A 17,253-nucleotide genomic window follows, 5' to 3' on the forward strand; every position below is an offset into this window, starting at 1 on the left:
TCTTTATATATATGAATTACTTATAATTAATCGCTAAATTTAGAAATTCGCGTTGCGAGGGGTACGTGGGAAGGGGATAACATCCCTTACATTTTGTACGCCGGTGACATAGGCGATTAATCGTTCGAAACCTAATCCAAAGCCGGCATGTGGCACGGTGCCGTAACGACGCAGGTCACGATACCACCAATAATCTTCTTTATTGAGGCCCATTTCTGCCAGACGTGCATCCAGCACATCCAGACGCTCTTCACGCTGTGACCCCCCGATGATTTCGCCGATGCCCGGCGCGAGAACATCCATCGCCGCTACGGTTTTGCCATCTTCGTTCATGCGCATATAGAAGGCTTTAATGTCTTTCGGGTAGTTTTTCACTACCACCGGCGCCTTGAAGTGCTGCTCTGCGAGATAACGCTCGTGTTCGGATGAGAGATCCACGCCCCAGGAAACCGGGTTCTCGAAGCTCTGGCCGCTTTTCAGCAGAATATCAACCGCATCGGTGTAATCCACCTGAGCAAAGTCGGTAGTCACGAAACGCTCGAGACGCGCAATCGCATCTTTATCCACGCGCTCAGCAAAGAAGGCCATGTCATCAGCACGCTCGTTGAGAACGGCCTGGAACACGTATTTCAGCATAGATTCTGCCAAAGCGGCCGCATCATCCAGCGTCGCGAACGCCACTTCCGGCTCCAGCATCCAGAATTCCGCCAGGTGACGGCTGGTGTTGGAATTTTCGGCGCGGAAAGTGGGACCAAAGGTGTATACCTTTGACAGCGCACAAGCGTAAGTCTCGGCGTTGAGCTGGCCGGATACGGTCAGGAAGGCTTCTTTACCGAAGAAGTCTTTATCGAAATCGATTTTGCCCTGCGGATCGCGCGGCAGGTTTTCCAGGTCCAGCGTCGAAACGCGGAACATCTCGCCGGCACCTTCAGTATCCGAAGCGGTGATCAGCGGAGTAGAGACCCAGAAATAGCCGTTTTCGTGGAAGAAGCGATGCAGCGCTTGCGCCAGCGTATGACGCACACGCGCCACGGCGCCTACAAGGTTGGTACGCGGACGCAGATGCGCCACTTCTCGCAAATATTCGATGCTGTGACGTTTCGCCGCCATCGGATAGGTATCCGGATCGTCAACCCAACCGGTAACTTCAACGTTAGTCGCCTGCAGCTCGAAAGCCTGGCCTTCGCCCGGCGATTCGACCACTTTACCGGTAATGATTACCGAGCAACCGGTGGTCAGACGCAGCACTTCATCCTGATAATTATTCAGAGAGTTATTGACGACGGCCTGAACGGGATTAAAGCAGGAACCGTCGTAAACGGCGATAAAGGAAAGACCAGCTTTGGAATCTCTTCGGGTACGCACCCAACCACGTACGGTGACTTCACTGTCAACCGCGACACGGCCGTGCAGTACATCCGCTACAGGCACAACGCTCATAAAGTTCTCTCTATATATAAAAGAAGGTGGATAAAAGCCCTTATTCAGGGTTTTGCTATGTTACTTGCGAGCCCACAGGAAACAAGCAAAATTGCCGGGTTAATCGGAGATTTGTTGCGTGAAAGCAGGGTGCAAGCACCCTGCAATAAGAATCAGCTGGCTCTTTTGACCAGCGGCAGATCGAAGGCTTTGCGTAAGGCGCGCACGAAGGCTTTATCCTGGCAAATGGTTTTGCCGGGACTGTCGGAAAGTTTTGCCACCGGTTTGCCATTGCAGCTCACCAGTTTGATCACGATATTCAGCGGCGTAACGCCCGGAATATCACAGGACAAGCGCGTTCCGATACCGAACACCACGTTGGCACGTTGGCCAAAGTGACGATAGAGCGCCAGCGCTTTGTCCAGATTGAGGTTATCCGAGAAAACCAGCGTTTTGCTTTTCGGATCGATATCCAGCCGCTGATAGTGCGCAATGGCTTTTTCACCCCATTCCAGCGGATCGCCGGAGTCATGACGCAGGCCTTGGTAACGATGCGCAAAGCCCGGACCAAAGTCGCGCAGGAAAGCATCCATGGTAATGCAGTCGGTTAAAGCAATACCTAACTGATTGTCATACTCGTCCAGCCAGGATTGCAGCGCCGCACGTTGGCTGTTCGCCAACACCGGGCTGATTTGCTGGTGCGCCTGGAACCATTCATGCGCTTGTGTACCCACCGGATTAAGCTGCAGGCGACGCGCCAAATCGTAGTTGCTGGTGCCCACCAGCCACGGAAACTCCGCTTTAAGCGTAGCGACAATTGCTTCCTGTACCGCTTTGGAGTAGCGGCGACGCGTGCCGAAATCCATTAGCTGGAAGCGCGACATATCCCAATCGCCGACCTGCTGACGGAAATTCGTAAGCTTGTGCTGCAAGTGCGCAACCGCCTGAGCCACCCCCATCTGCGGCGTGCGATGGCGATGCACCACTTCACTGATCAGCGCCAGCAACGGCACTTCCCACAAAATCACTTCACGCCACGGCCCGCTGATCTGAATGGTCAGATGGCCGTTGTTGTTACGCACGTTGACTTGTGAGGGATCGAGGCGGAACTGGCGCAGCCAGTCAAGGTAATCGCGTTGGAAGAAAGGCAGCCCGCTGAGGTAGTGATACTCATCGTCGCTCAGGGCGAGCGTTTGCAGGGTTTCAATTTGTGCGCGGATCTCGTCCGCATAAATACCGAGCAGTTCGTCGCCACGGCAGCGAAATTCCGCCGTAACCGGGACATCATAATAGCGATGATAGACGGCCTGCTGCATGTGAAGCTTATACGCATCGGTATCAAGCAGCGTGGTCAAAATCGGGGAAGCATGTCCAGTCATGGTGCGTTTCAGCATCCTCTTCCGCGGAGCAGAGCCCGGTGTTCAACAAAGTCATAAAGACGCAGGAGTATAAAACAGTAATGACCGCGATCACACCATAATTGCGGGTGGCAGGTCGAGGGTCATTTGTGCCATTGTTAATGAATTGTAGCCTTTTCAACGAACGCACGCATTGACCGTGGCAACAGAGGCGCAACCCGCTTAGACTTTGACGGGTCAACATATTAACGATTTAACGATGCGAGAAGGACTCATGACGCAACAGCCGCAAATTAAATATCGCCACGATTACCGTGCGCCGGACTACACCATTACCGATATCGACCTGACTTTTGATCTGGATGCGGCTTCGACGCGCGTCACGGCGGTCAGTCAGGTGAAGCGTCTGGGCGCTACCGATGCGGAACTGCGTTTAGATGGCGAAGATCTCACGCTGGTATCGCTGGCGGTGGATGGCAATCCGTGGTCGCATTACCGAGAAGAAGAGGGCGCGTTGTTCATCAGCCAGTTACCGGACAACTTCACTCTGACCATCATTAATGACATTCACCCGGATAAAAACACCGCGCTGGAAGGGTTATACCAATCCGGCGATGCGCTTTGTACCCAATGTGAAGCCGAAGGTTTCCGCCACATAACGTGGTATCTCGATCGCCCGGACGTGCTGGCGCGCTTCACCACCACCATTATTGCCGATGCCGCGCGTTATCCTTATTTACTCTCCAACGGTAACAAGCTGGAGAGCGGTCGCCACGAAGATGGTCGCCATTGGGTGAAGTGGCAAGATCCGTTCCCGAAACCCTGCTACCTGTTTGCGTTGGTGGCCGGTGATTTCGACGTATTACGTGATAGTTTTACCACGCGTTCTGGCCGCGATGTAGCGCTGGAAATCTTTGTCGATCGCGGCAACCTCGATCGTGCTGATTGGGCGATGACCTCGCTGAAAGCCAGCATGAAGTGGGATGAAGAGCGCTTTAACCTTGAGTACGACCTCGACATCTTTATGATCGTCGCGGTGGATTTCTTCAATATGGGCGCGATGGAGAACAAAGGCCTCAACGTCTTCAACTCCAAATATGTGCTGGCAAAAGCCGAAACCGCCACCGACAAAGATTACCTCGGCATTGAAGCGGTTATCGGTCACGAATATTTCCACAACTGGACCGGCAACCGCGTCACCTGCCGCGACTGGTTCCAGCTCAGCCTGAAAGAGGGTCTGACGGTGTTCCGCGATCAGGAGTTCAGCTCCGATCTCGGTTCGCGCGCGGTGAACCGTATCGATAACGTACGCGTGATGCGCGGCGCGCAGTTCGCGGAAGACGCCAGCCCAATGGCGCACCCGATCCGTCCGGATCAGGTGATCGAAATGAACAACTTCTACACCTTAACGGTGTATGAGAAAGGTTCAGAAGTGATCCGCATGATGCACACTTTGCTGGGCGAAGAGAATTTCCAGAAAGGCATGCAACTCTACTTCGAACGTCACGATGGCAGCGCCGCCACCTGCGATGATTTCGTGCAGGCGATGGAAGATGCCTCGAACGTCGATCTGTCGCAGTTCCGCCGCTGGTACAGCCAGGCGGGCACGCCGATCCTGACGGTGCGCGATGATTATAATCCAGAGCTGGAACAGTACACGCTGCACGTCACTCAGCGCACGCCGGCCACCGCCGAGCAGAAAGAGAAGCTGCCGCTGCACATTCCGCTGGATATCGAACTGTACGATAACGAAGGCAAGGTGATCCGGCTGCAGCATAACGGTCATCCGGTGCATCACGTGCTGAACGTCACCGAAGAGTTCCAGACCTTTATTTTCGATAACGTTTACTTCCAGCCGGTGCCATCGCTGCTGCGTGAATTCTCTGCGCCCGTGAAGCTCGACTACAAATGGAGCGATGCGCAACTCACCTTCCTGATGCGTCACGCACGTAATGACTTCGCGCGCTGGGATGCGGCACAAAGCCTGCTGGCAACCTACATTCGCCTCAACGTCGCACGTCATCAGCAGGGCCAGCCGCTGTCGCTGCCGCTGCATGTGGCTGATGCCTTCCGCGCAGTATTGCTGGATGAGCAGGGCGATCCGGCGCTGAAAGCGTTGATTCTCTCGCTGCCGTCTGAGAATGAAATCGCCGAACTGTTTGATGTTATCGATCCGCTGGCGATCTCAGCGGTGCGCGATGCGCTGGTACGTACGCTGGCTAAAGAGCTGAGTGATGAATTCTTCGCGCTCTATCTGGCCAACCAAAGCAGCGAATACAAAATTGAGCACGTGGAGATTGGCAAGCGCACGCTCAAAAACGTCTGCCTCGGTTATCTGGCCTTCGCCGATGCGGCACAGGCGGACAAGCTGGTGCAGGCGCAATATCAGCAGGCAAACAACATGACCGATGCGTTAGCGGCGCTGTCTGCAGCGGTGGCGGCGAACCTGCCATGTCGCGATACGCTGCTGGCGGCCTATGATGAGCGCTGGCATCAGGATGGTCTGGTGATGGATAAATGGTTTGTGCTGCAAGCCACCAGTCCAGCGGCGGACGTGCTGAGCAACGTGCGTAAGCTGCTGAATCACCGTTCGTTCACCATGGGCAACCCGAACCGTATCCGTTCACTGATTGGAGCGTTTGCCTCAGGCAATCCCGCGGCGTTCCACGCCAAAGATGGCAGCGGTTATCAGTTCCTGGTGGAGATGTTGACCGATCTCAACACGCGCAACCCGCAAGTGGCTGCACGCATCATCGAGCCGCTGATTCGCCTGAAACGTTACGATGCCGATCGTCAGGCGCTGATGCGTAAAGCGCTGGAATCGTTGAAAGGGCTGGATAAGCTGTCGGGCGATCTGTACGAGAAGATCACCAAGGCGTTGAACGCGTAAGAAAACCATGCGCAATAAATTGCGCCGCTACGAATAAATGTATGCATTCGTAGCGGCGCGATTTATCGCGCGTCTTTAATTAACTCTGCTGCGCAAACTTCAACGGCTGTTCTGACGAGCCGCGCTTCATCACCCGATCCAGCACTTCCGCTTCCAGCTCTGCCAGACGTGCCGATCCGCGACGGCGTGGGCGCGGTAAGTCGACGATCAAATCCAGGCCAATCTGGCCTTCCTCAATCAACAATACGCGATCGGCAATAGCCACCGCTTCGCTGACATCGTGCGTCACCAGCAGCACGGTGAAGTTATGCTGCTGCCACAGCGACTCAATCAATCCCTGCATTTCGATACGCGTCAACGCATCCAGCGCCCCGAGCGGCTCATCGAGCAGCAGCAAACCTGGGCGGTGAATCAGCGCACGCGCCAGCGCCACGCGCTGTTTCTGCCCGCCAGACAATGCGGCAGGCCACTCGTTGGCGCGATCTGCCAATCCCACCGCTTCGAGTGCTTCCAGCGCGGCGGCGCGCCATTCGCGGCCTTTCAGTCCCAGCCCGACGTTATCAATCACCTTTTTCCACGGCAGTAAGCGTGAATCCTGGAACATCAAACGCGTATCTTCGCGTGCCTCGGATAACGGCGCATTGCCTGCCAGCAACGCCCCGCGCGTGGTGGATTCCAGACCCGCCAGCAGACGCAGCAAGGTACTTTTCCCGCAACCGCTACGGCCGACCACGGCGACGAACTGCCCGGAAGGAATATGCAGATCGATATTATTCAGGATGGTGCGATCGCCATATTGCTTGCTGACGCCATTCACGCCAACCGGCGTACCGCGATTTAAGCGCGCCGGATTTAGGGTTGCGTTGCTCATGCGTTCTCCTTCAATTGGTAGGCCGGATGCCAGCGCAGCCAGACGCGCTCCAGCAGTTGTGCCGCGACGTCGGCGAGTTTGCCGAGCAGGGCATAGAGAATGATGGCCACCACTACCACGTCGGTTTGCAGGAATTCACGGGCGTTCATCGCCAGATAACCAATGCCAGAGTTAGCGGAAATGGTTTCGGCGACAATCAGCGTCAGCCACATCAGCCCAAGGGCAAAACGTACGCCAACCATAATCGAAGGCAGCGCACCCGGCAGAATCACCTGAATGAACAGGCTCCAGCCAGACAAGCCGTAGCTGCGCGCCATCTCGACTAAACCCCGATCAATGTTACGAATGCCGTGATAAGTATTCAGGTAAATCGGGAACAAGGTGCCCAGCGCCACGAGGAAAATCTTGGCGGATTCGTCGATGCCGAACCACAAAATCACCAGCGGAATCAGCGCCAGATGCGGCACGTTACGCAGCATCTGCACCGAGGTATCCAGCAAGCGTTCGCCGACGCGCGAGGTGCCGGTAATCAAACCCAGAATCAAACCAATCGAGCCACCAATAGAGAAACCGATGGCGGCACGCCAGCTGCTGATCGCCAGGTTTTGCCACAGTTCTCCGCTCACCGTCAGCTTCCAGAAGGTGATGAGGATGTTTTCCGGCGACGGCAAAATGCGCGTCGACAGCCAACCCACTTGCGATGCCAGTTGCCACAGCGCAATCAGCACCACCGGTAAAACCCACGGCAGTACAGCATTCGTTAGCTGTTTTTTAACGTTCGCCATCATCTGCTCCTTTAGCTCTGCGACACTTTTTGCGGCGTGAAATCGTTGGCCACCGCTTCACCGTGCGCTTGCACCACGCGCGGCTTCGGCACTTCCGGAATCGCCAAATCGAGGTGCGGGAACAGCAACTCACCTACGCGATAAGCCTCTTCCAGATGCGGATAGCCGGAGAGAATAAAGGTCTCGATGCCGAGATCCTGATACTCCTGCATACGTGCCGCCACGGTTGGGCCATCGCCCACTAACGCGGTGCCTGCACCGCCGCGAACCAGACCGACACCGGCCCACAGATTCGGGCTGATCTCCAGCTTGTCGCGACGTCCTCCGTGCAGTGCGGCCATACGCTGCTGGCCCACCGAATCGGTGCGCGCAAACGCGGCCTGCGCTTTGGCAATGGTGGCATCGTCGAGATGGGCAATCAGGCGATCCGCCGCTTGCCACGCTTCTTCATTGGTTTCGCGCACAATCACATGCAGACGAATCCCGAAGCGCACGGTGCGGCCTTGTGCCGCCGCTTTGGCGCGCACTTGCTCAATCTTCTCTTTAACTAACGCCGGCGGTTCGCCCCAGGTGAGATAGACATCGACCTGTTCAGCGGCCAGATCCTGCGCGGCATCTGATGATCCGCCAAACCACAGCGGCGGACGCGGTTCCTGCACCGCTTTAAACATCAGACGCGCACCGCGCACCTTCACATGCTTGCCTTCGTAATCGACGGTTTCGCCTTCGCTTACCCGCCGCCAGACGCGGGTAAACTCAGCGGACTCTTCATAGCGTTCACGGTGATCGAGGAACACGCCATCGCCAGCTAACTCTTCCGGATCGCCGCCGGTGACCAGATTAAACAGCGCACGACCATTCGACAGACGGTCCAGCGTGGCGGCCTGACGCGCCGCCTGCGTAGGCGAAATCACGCCCGGACGCAGTGCGACGAGGAAACGCAGACGCTGCGTAACCGGAATCAATGACGCCGCCACCAGCCAGGCATCTTCACAGGAGCGGCCGGTGGGGATCAGCACGCCGCCGAAGCCAAGGCGATCCGCTGCCTGTGCAATCTGTTGCAGGTAACCATGATCAACCGGGCGCGAACCTTCCGCCGTGCCGAGATAGTGACCATCGCCGTGCGTCGGGAGAAACCAAAATACGGATACGCTCATGATTAATTTCCTTTTGGCTGGGCGGATTGTGGATGCCAGATGCGGTCAGCGATATTCACTTTTACCGGCATCAGATGATTGGCATAAAACAGATCGGCCGTTTGCTGTTGGGCCTGCGCAGTATGGGCGCTGACCGGCGTAATGGTGGTCGGTGGACGATGGTCGAGATAGCTGGCAATCACCGGTTTCGGTAAGCCCATCGCGTTCGCCAGCAGATCGATACTCTGGTCACGCTGGCTGCGCGTTAACGCATCAGCGTCGCTGAAGGTGTTCAGTACCTGCTGCACAAATGCGCCGTTAGCCTCGGTGTATTTGCGCGTGGCTAAATAGAAGGAGCCGGTTTGATTGAGTTTGCTGCCGTCGGCCAGCACGCGCACGTTGCCTTGCAGCAGGGCGGCAGAGTAGTAAGGATCCCAAATCGCCCAGGCATCAACGTCACCTTGCTGGAACGCGGCGCGCGCATCGGCGGGCGTCAGATAGGTTGGCTGAATGTCTTTAAAACTCAGCCCGGCCTGTTCCAGCGCACGCAACAGCAAGTTGTGCGAGCTGGAGCCTTTCTGGAACGCCACTTTATGGCCTTTCAGTTCGGCCACGCTGTGAATCGGGCTGTCTTTCGGCACCAGAATCACTTCGGCTTGCGGCTTGGGTGGCTCCGAGCCGACATACAGCAGATCGGCCCCCGCGGCCTGCGCAAACAGCGGCGGGATGTCGCCGGTGCTGCCTAAATCGATGCTATCGACGTTAAGCGCTTCGAGCATCTGCGGGCCCGCCGGGAATTCCACCCACTTTATGTTGGTATGCGGGAAGCGCTGCTCCAGCAGCTTGTGGGTTTTCGCCAATACCATGCTCACCGAACCTTTCTGGTAACCGATACGCAACTGTTCTGGTGCGTCGGCGGCCTGCGCGCTCACGCTCAAGGTGAGCAGCGCCGCGACGGCTGGCATGAGTAAACCCGTCAATATCCTTTTCATCTCTCTTCCTTTATACCGCTTGAGCGTAAGGTGGGTGGCGACGATGCAGCGCGTGCCAGAAGGTATCCAGCGCTTCATCAATGCGTTGCGACAGCAGCGGATCGAGCAGCGGCTGGCGATCGTAATCCGTAATCTGGCCGTCAGTGGCGAACACGCCGTGCAACACTTCCTGCGCCTTCAGCGCGTTAAGTACCGGCTTCAACGCGTAATCCACCGCCAATAGATGTGAAGCGCTGCCGCCGCTGGCCAGTGGCAGCACCACTTTGTGTTCCAGCGCGCGCTCGGGCAGCAGATCGAGCAGGGTTTTCAGTGCGCCGGAAAACGAAGCCTTATAAATAGGTGTGGCGACAATCACGCCATCCGCCAGCGCCAAATCGGCTTTCAACGCGGCTAACGCGGGAGAATCGAAGCGTGCATAGAGCAAATCTTCAGGCTGGAAGTTGTGAATATTCCACGGAATCACTTCGACACCGCGTGCTTCCAGCGCGTGCTGGCACAGGCTCAGCAGCGCAGTAGAGCGTGAAGGGAAGCGAGGGCTGCCCGCCAGCGTAATAACCCGCATGGTCACTCCTTATAACTGAAAGTTATTGATTATCTGATATTCAGAACTGATGTGTTCAATACTGTCAGAGCAGGCAGCGAGGCTTAAATGATTTATCTGGTAATCCTAAGTCGCAAAATGGGATAGCCAGTGACATATAAAGGAAGGATGAGAAGGCAGGCTTTAGAAGCTTAGGCATAATCTGAAAAGCGCTGCTGCAAGGGTGCGGTTATATAAATCCTGAGGCCCATTTGAGTGGGGTTAATGATTAAAGCGCATTATGCATGGGTAAAACAGAGTGGTAACTAAAGAAATATATTTATACAGAGCGCGCCGTTACCGATTACATACCGTGCTTGGTATTGAAAATTATGGGGAAAAGATAAACCATTCCCCTCTATTCATTTCTCCATGAATCGGATTAAACTTAGCAAGTAGCGACTATTTCCTAATATAGCGTGGTTTTTATTTCACAAAATTCATGTCTAAACGCGAATAAAGGTTAATAAAATACGCGCTATTCATCTCGCTTGTTACAACTCATGCAAATTTTCGCTGATCAACTTCACACTTCATGCAGCCGCGCTGAACAATCAATCTCTTAAGTTACGTGGTAATGCTAATCGTGGTTGGAATTAGAATTCCAGGCCTGTTTATAATTGGTTGAGCTAATTTCCGCTAGAACACGATAACGATATTTCACTTATTTATTTACGCCCGCGTTTTGTGGCGTGAACTGCCGTTGCGGCAAGCCAATTTATTCTTAGGGAGATATATATGGGTAGTTCTTCATTTGCTCAGGATTTAACTGAGCAGCAGGTCGCGCCTGCCACCTTCAATCGCATCTCACCCTCGCCGAAAGCTGAAGAAGAGCTGGTCTGTTATTGGCTGCAACCCGATGCCGCGGGAGCGCATCTCACCTCATCATTGCTGCCGACCTTTCCGCACAGCACGCCGGCTGAAGATGATTTCCTGCTGTTCAGCGCCGAACGCAGCGCCTTGCCGGCCAGCCTGCTGCAGGACGTGGCGAAGCTCAGTGACCAGCGTCCCGAGCTGAACTGTTTTGTGGTCTCACTGGCGAAGCGCGAGCTGGCGAACGGTTTACACTCTTCTCTGCAGCTGTTTCAGCAACTGCATGCGCAGCGCTGGTGGCAGCAGGGCGGCTTTGCAGTGATCTTGCGGGCTGGCCTGGCCCGCGCGGGTGGGCCGCTGACGCGTATTCAGGATGTGATGCTGGCCGGATTACTGCATACACAAACGGCGTGGGTGCTCGATTACGCCAGTGAAGCGTCGCTGACCACTCGGGTAGAAGCCTCGCCGCGCTTAACCTATCAGCAATTTATTACCGATTATGAAAAACTCACGCGATTGTCACACTATATTCCGGAGCGAAACCGCTATCGGGAAAGTTATTTACGCAGCGGCTTATTACAATTAGTCCAGCACGAGTTAAGTGGTGCCGATAAATTCTCAGATAATACCCGCCATGCATTAACCTACTTTGCGGAAAACTTCCCGGCCAAAGGTGCAATGGAAAAACTTATGTTGAAACAACCTGACATCTATTTCTCCATGATGAAAATGAGAAAAAAGCTGGGCGCTTAGCACCAACGTTAATTTTAAGAATAACTCCGGTGTGCGCGTGAATACTTTTATGTCACGCTTAAGGCCACTGAGATAATCCCCAGATGCCAAAACACCTATGTCTATAAAACGTAACGCGATTGCCAACTATGTTGGTCAAATCTATCTGACGCTGTCAGGTATTTTGGTTGTACCACTTTATATTCAACACTTAGGTATGGAAGCCTACGGTTTAGTGGGCTTCTTTTCGATCTTATTAACCTGGCTGCAATTACTCGATGCCGGTGTTTCGACCACCTTGATGCGGGAAGCGGCGCGCTATCGTGCTAATCAGGCGGAATTTGTCTGGTTCCCGGCGCTGTTTGCCACGCTGACCAAATTCTTCTTGTTCTCCACGATTGTGCTGGTGGTGTTGGGTTGGCTGGCGACGCCGTGGATTGCCACGCACTGGCTGGATGCGCGTCATCTTCCGGCGGGCGATGTGGTGATTGCCGTGGCGATTATGGTGATCACTGCGGCGATACGCTGGCGCACCAGTCCGTATCGCAGCGTGATTGTGGGCTTCGAACATCAGGTGTGGCTGAACGGCGTCAACCTGATTATCACCACCTTGCGCACCTTTGGCGCGGTGCTGGTGATTCAATTCTTCTCTAATGCGGTATTGGCGTTCTTTGTCTGGCAGTTGCTGGTGTCGATTGCCGAAGCGGCCTGCTGTATCTACAAATCCTGTCAGCTGATCCCCAAAGCGGCGCGCAAAGAGAAGCGCGGCGATCTGAAAGAGGTGCTGAAACCCTTTATTCGTTTTGCGCTCAGCGCGGCATTTTCCAGTGCGGTGTGGACCTTTATTTCGCAAATTGACCGACTGGTGCTCTCCAAGACGCTGCCGCTGAGCGAATACGGTTCGTTTACCGTGGTGGCAACCGCCGCGACCGGCATTCTGCTGCTCAGCAGCCCAATCATGCAGGCGATTGTGCCACGTATGACCGGCATGAAAACCCGTAAAGAGGGCGATGCAGAGTCGCTGAAACTTTACCGCTACACCACGCAGGCGGTGGCGATCTTTATGGCGCCGCTCAGTATTACCATCGCCTGTTACGCCGGCCCGCTGCTGTGGGCGTGGACGCAGAAGAGCCAAATCGTTGATGAGATGTCATTTGTCCTCAGCCTGTATGCGTTGGGCAGCGGCATTCAGGCCATCTGCGGTTTGCTCTATCACCTGCAATACATCAACGGCAACCTCAAGCTGCACATGAAAGGCTTCACCTGTTTTGCCGTGCTGCTGGTGCCGCTCAACATCTGGTGTGCCATTCACTACGGCGCACTGGGCACCGGTTGGCTATGGCTGGGGCAGAACATCTTCTATCTGGTGGGCTGGGCGTGGCTGGTGCATCGCCGCTTTGCGCCGGGCATTCATTTCACCTGGTTAACCCGCGACGTGATGCTGATTTGGGCGGTTTCTGCGGCTGTCGCCTGGCTGAGCACCTTGCTGCCGATCGAGTGGAACCAAAATCGCTGGCTCAACCTGCTGTGGCTTGGCTTGATTGGCGCGTTCAATCTCGGCGTCTGCTGTCTGCTGCACAGTGTGGTGTTGAAGCGTCTCAGAATTCCGTTGTTTAACGTTGAGGAAAGAGGATGAGCATGATGTCATCTCACCGTATCCCTACGGTTTCGGTCATCATACCGAACTGGAATTGCGCGCCCTGGCTGCCAGAAGCGATGGGTTCATTGCTGCGTCAGTCATCGCCGCCGGAACAGATCATTGTTATCGACGATGGTTCCAGTGACAGCAGCGTAGCCTGGCTCACGGCGTTTGCGGCTCAGCATCCGCAGGTAATCCTGCTAAGCGGTGAGCGCGGCGGCGTCAGCGCCGCGCGTATGAAAGGGCTCTCTGTCGCAACCGGTGATTTTGTTTACTTCATGGATGCGGATGATTTTGTCTCCACCGATTTGTTCGCCGACTTCCGTCGCGTGCAGGCGCGCCATGAAGATATCGATCTGTTCTGCTTTGGCGCGAAAATGTTTTTTGATGTGCCTGCCGCGCAGCGCCACTATCAAACCATTCACCAGCGTCATGTCAGTGGATTGCTGCCCGGCGGCAGCACCAGTTTACGTACGCTGATGCAGCATCAGTCGGCGCATCGCGTCGTGTGGAGCAGCATCATTTCGCGTCGCTTGATTGATCAACTGGCGCTGCAGTTTCTGCCGATTCAAAACCATGAAGATGCGCCTTACATGTTTGCGCTCTATCTGCAGGCGCGTAACATTTATTGCACCAGCCAAAGCTACTACTACAAACGCTTTATGCTGACGTCGCTGTCGCAAAGCACGCGCGATTTTTCCTATGTGAAAAATTACTTTATTGCGCGTGAAAGCAGCGAACAGTTCCTGCGCGATCGGCAACTGCCAGTGGATGCGGCGTTGCTGGATAGCTATTACCAAACGGTGATGCACAGCTGCCTGGCGCAGATGCGCAAAAATCACATGGTGATCCCAACGGATTGGCAGCCGCAGGTGAATCAGCTGGTGCGCAATGTGTTGCAGCATAGCGCGCGTCTGAAGCTAATGTGGTATTGCCCGACGATTTACAGTGGCTTGCAGGCGTGTCGCGAACAGCTTGGCCGCTATTCTGCACGACGCTGATAACGATCAAATTGTGATGCAGTAGAACAATTTACTTTTGCGCCAGCGCACCTTACCATTCTGGCGCACATTTTCCCGTGCACCCCGACTTCCCTGGTTTCCGTCATTGAGGAGAGTGCATGTTATATCCTATCGTCCGGCCAGCGCTGTTTAAGCTTGATCCTGAGCGTGCGCACGAACTCACCTTTCAACAACTGCGTTTTATTAGCGGCACCCCGCTGGAAGGGCTGATTCGCCAGTCGCTGCCATCACGTCCGGTAACCTGCATGGGATTAACCTTCCCTAATGCGCTCGGCTTAGCGGCCGGTCTCGATAAGAATGCCGAGTGCATTGATGCCTTCGGCGCGATGGGCTTTGGTTTTGTCGAAGTGGGAACGGTAACGCCGCTGGCGCAACCGGGAAATGATAAACCGCGTATGTTCCGCTTAGTGCCTGCCGAAGGGATTATTAACCGCATGGGGTTTAATAATCTCGGCGTTGATCATCTGATTGCCAACGTTAAAAAGTCGCGCTTTAAGGGCATTCTCGGCATCAATATTGGCAAAAATAAAGATACGCCGGTCGAGAAAGGCAAAGACGATTATCTGATCTGCATGGAAAAGGTATATGCCCACGCCGGTTATATCGCCATCAATATTTCGTCACCCAACACGCCAGGATTACGCACGTTGCAATATGGCGAAGCGCTGGACGATCTTCTTTCTGCCATCAAATTAAAACAGCAAGAACTCCAGGCAAGGCACCTTAAATATGTGCCGGTGGCGGTAAAGATCGCGCCGGATCTGACTGAAGAAGAATTGATCCAGGTTGCCGACAGTTTGGTGCGTCACAATATTGATGGTGTGATTGCCACCAATACCACGCTTGATCGTTCGCTGGTGACCGGCCTTAAATATGCCGAAGAAATGGGCGGATTAAGTGGTCGTCCGGTGCAGTCACGCAGCACCGAAGTGATTCGCCGCCTGGCGCAAGAGCTGCAGGGCCGCTTACCTATTATCGGCGTCGGTGGTATTGATTCGCTGGTTTCTGCGCGTGAGAAAATTACCGCGGGCGCAACATTAGTGCAGATATACTCTGGATTTATTTATAAAGGCCCGGGCTTAATTAAAGATATCGTGACCCACCTCTAAGACATTTCCCACTTTACTGCGCCGAGGGGTTTATTTATCCCTTCGGCTCGTTTATATTTTGTCCTGCTGATGCATTTTTCAGCTTTTTCTCAGATTTATTTTTTTAATTAAGCGCCGTTTAGCGCAGCGATAAACCACAGGGCAGATCATGAAAATCAAACCTGATGACAACTGGCGTTGGTATTTCGACGCTGATCATGACCGCATGATGCTGGATTTAGCCGACGGCATGTTATTTCGCTCGCGCTTCTCGCGCAAAATGCTGACGCCTGATGCCTTTAATGTCAGCGGTTTTTGCGTTGATGACGCCGCGCTCTATTTTAGCTTTGAAGAACGTTGCCGTCAGAGTGGATTAAAAGGCGATCAGCGTGCGGAGTTAGTGTTAAACGCGCTGGTGGCCAGTCGTTTTCTCAAACCCCTGATGCCAAAAAGCTGGCACTTCACCAATCACGCGCACAGCTGGCAGCCCGCTGCGGGCGATATGGTGGCGGTGACGCTGGCTGATAGCGGCGAACAGGCGCAACTGTTTGTGGTTGAAAGCGGTGAAAATGCCGCGCTGTGCTTATTAGCGCAAAACGCGCTAACCGTGGCGGGTAAAGGTATGCAGTTGGGTGATGCGATTAAGATCATGAACGATCGTCTGCGTCCGCAGCAGCAGGAACAAACCGCCCACTTTGCGCGGGCGGTGTAATCGGCTTACGCCAGTTCGATATCGCCTGCCGGAATACAGCTGCAGCTTAAGATGGTACCATCGGCGCGCACCGCGCTTTTCTTCAGTGCTTTCACTTCACCCGCCACCAACGTCACTTTGCAGCTGCCACAAATCCCGGCACGGCACGAGTAGGGAATGCGGAAACCCTGCATTTCCAACTGTTCCAGCAGCACTTGCTGATTGTCGCCGCTAAAGCTCGTCCCCTGATAATCGATGCTCACCGCGCTGTGGCTGCTAGCGGCTGGCGCCAGCGTTTCGACCACGGCGCCCGCACCGTAAGCGCGTGGGGTTTGCTTCTCGAGAATGGTCACCGCATCGCCGACGCGAATAATGCCGCTATTAAGGGCGATCAAATTCAGGCCGAAATCGATATCGCCGCTGCCATCCTGCGCGCTGCGAAAACCCTGCAAGGTCGAGAGCGGTTCGCCATCAGGATGCTTACGGCCGCTTTCGGTACCGACGGTGGTAAACACGCAGCGGCTGCACGGTTTCGGCATCTCAAAGGTGATCTCGCCAATTTGCAGGCGTTTCCAGCTATCTTCTTCCCAGGCGGCCGCGCCGCTCACCACCAAATTGGGACGGAACTGCTCAACGCGCACGCTGGCTGGACAGCGCTGTTGCAGATCCTGCAACGAGGCCATATTCACCAGCAGGTAAGGAAAACCGTCGGCGAAACTCAGTGGCACATGATCAAAACGCTTCACGCGGCGCGTCGGTTGCAAGCCGGTCCAGCGCAGCTGCACCGGACGTGGGAAGAAGGTGCTTAACCAGCTGTTGATCGCGTCAGGTGCAACGCACGCGGTGAAATGGTTGCCCCAGACTTCGGTGGGTGACTGCTCAGCGGTGAAATCAGCGAAGCGGATCAGCGCCTGCGAACCATCCGGTGCCTGCAGAAACAGCCCGTCCGGCAGCAGCGCCGGGGTAAAGCGCACCATTTCCGGAAACTGGCGGGCGGTCACGAACGTGCCGTCCCGTTCGGTCACCATAAAGATGCGATCAAAGCCCAGACCGCTTTCCAGCACCTGCGCATGTGACAGTTGCAGACCGCGCATAGATTTAACGGGATGGATGTAAAGGCGTGAAAGCGTAATCATCACCACTCCAAAAAAGGGGTCATAAGTTTTAAAGAAGCTAACTTTATGACATAGCACGCTGATTCGCTATAATGCGCAGCAATTTAAGCAAGAGTAAAAAG

The 17,253-nt window shown here is 54.7% G+C and carries 14 protein-coding genes; 6 read left to right on the top strand and 8 right to left on the bottom strand.

What is annotated here, in order from left to right:
- Positions 1-39 precede the first annotated feature (39 nt).
- On the bottom strand, positions 40-1,440 hold the full coding sequence (gene asnS, locus K5Y32_RS02835) for an asparagine--tRNA ligase (protein ID WP_137385501.1): 1,401 nt from the start codon (positions 1,438-1,440) through the stop codon (positions 40-42).
- A 152-nt stretch (positions 1,441-1,592) separates the two neighbouring features.
- Entirely contained in the window at positions 1,593-2,813 is a 1,221-nt protein-coding gene (gene pncB / locus K5Y32_RS02840) for a nicotinate phosphoribosyltransferase (protein WP_255602340.1), read from the bottom strand.
- Between the two features lie 238 nt (positions 2,814-3,051).
- On the opposite strand from pncB, the gene pepN reads away from it, so the two are divergent.
- Positions 3,052-5,667 (top strand): aminopeptidase N, encoded by a 2,616-nt coding sequence (gene pepN / locus K5Y32_RS02845; RefSeq protein ID WP_222181749.1) that lies wholly within the window; start codon positions 3,052-3,054, stop codon positions 5,665-5,667.
- A gap of 79 nt (positions 5,668-5,746) precedes the next feature.
- Here pepN and ssuB read toward each other — a convergent pair whose 3' ends face one another.
- Genes ssuB through ssuE form a run of 5 tightly spaced genes read right to left on the bottom strand, consistent with a single transcriptional unit; the run spans position 5,747 to position 10,013 of the window.
- A complete protein-coding gene (gene ssuB, locus K5Y32_RS02850; RefSeq protein ID WP_101760939.1) occupies positions 5,747-6,538 on the bottom strand; it encodes an aliphatic sulfonates ABC transporter ATP-binding protein in 792 nt (263 codons plus the stop codon).
- Positions 6,535-7,323: an aliphatic sulfonate ABC transporter permease SsuC gene (gene ssuC / locus K5Y32_RS02855; protein WP_176970861.1), complete on the bottom strand. Its 789-nt coding sequence runs from the start codon at positions 7,321-7,323 to the stop codon at positions 6,535-6,537. Before ssuC ends, ssuB begins: the two co-directional genes overlap by 4 nt.
- Before the next feature lie 11 nt (positions 7,324-7,334).
- A complete protein-coding gene (ssuD, locus tag K5Y32_RS02860; RefSeq protein WP_008102354.1) occupies positions 7,335-8,480 on the bottom strand; it encodes an FMNH2-dependent alkanesulfonate monooxygenase in 1,146 nt (381 codons plus the stop codon).
- A gap of 2 nt (positions 8,481-8,482) precedes the next feature.
- Complete coding sequence (locus K5Y32_RS02865; RefSeq protein WP_061717113.1) at positions 8,483-9,451, bottom strand: sulfonate ABC transporter substrate-binding protein; 969 nt, start codon at positions 9,449-9,451, stop codon at positions 8,483-8,485.
- 10 nt (positions 9,452-9,461) lie between these two features.
- Complete coding sequence (ssuE, locus tag K5Y32_RS02870; RefSeq protein ID WP_110865858.1) at positions 9,462-10,013, bottom strand: NADPH-dependent FMN reductase; 552 nt, start codon at positions 10,011-10,013, stop codon at positions 9,462-9,464.
- 756 nt (positions 10,014-10,769) lie between these two features.
- On the opposite strand from ssuE, the gene K5Y32_RS02875 reads away from it, so the two are divergent.
- The 5 genes from K5Y32_RS02875 to K5Y32_RS02895 all read left to right on the top strand — a co-directional run bounded on the left by K5Y32_RS02875 (position 10,770) and on the right by K5Y32_RS02895 (position 16,037).
- Positions 10,770-11,597: a hypothetical protein gene (locus tag K5Y32_RS02875; RefSeq protein ID WP_222181750.1), complete on the top strand. Its 828-nt coding sequence runs from the start codon at positions 10,770-10,772 to the stop codon at positions 11,595-11,597.
- A gap of 97 nt (positions 11,598-11,694) precedes the next feature.
- Positions 11,695-13,212, top strand: a complete 1,518-nt coding sequence (locus K5Y32_RS02880; protein WP_137385508.1) for a lipopolysaccharide biosynthesis protein — start codon at positions 11,695-11,697, stop codon at positions 13,210-13,212.
- A gap of 2 nt (positions 13,213-13,214) precedes the next feature.
- Entirely contained in the window at positions 13,215-14,216 is a 1,002-nt protein-coding gene (locus K5Y32_RS02885; RefSeq protein WP_225614528.1) for a glycosyltransferase, read from the top strand.
- A gap of 119 nt (positions 14,217-14,335) precedes the next feature.
- On the top strand, positions 14,336-15,346 hold the full coding sequence (pyrD, locus tag K5Y32_RS02890) for a quinone-dependent dihydroorotate dehydrogenase (protein ID WP_210080565.1): 1,011 nt from the start codon (positions 14,336-14,338) through the stop codon (positions 15,344-15,346).
- 148 nt (positions 15,347-15,494) lie between these two features.
- Positions 15,495-16,037, top strand: coding sequence for a cell division protein ZapC (locus K5Y32_RS02895; protein ID WP_101760931.1), 543 nt, complete (start codon positions 15,495-15,497; stop codon positions 16,035-16,037).
- A gap of 5 nt (positions 16,038-16,042) precedes the next feature.
- Here the strand turns inward: K5Y32_RS02895 and K5Y32_RS02900 are convergent, their stop codons facing one another.
- Positions 16,043-17,152, bottom strand: coding sequence for a YcbX family protein (locus K5Y32_RS02900; protein ID WP_222181751.1), 1,110 nt, complete (start codon positions 17,150-17,152; stop codon positions 16,043-16,045).
- Positions 17,153-17,253: the final 101 nt, after the last annotated feature.

Source organism: Pantoea sp. DY-15 (assembly GCF_019795935.1).
Lineage (GTDB): Bacteria > Pseudomonadota > Gammaproteobacteria > Enterobacterales > Enterobacteriaceae > Pantoea > Pantoea leporis.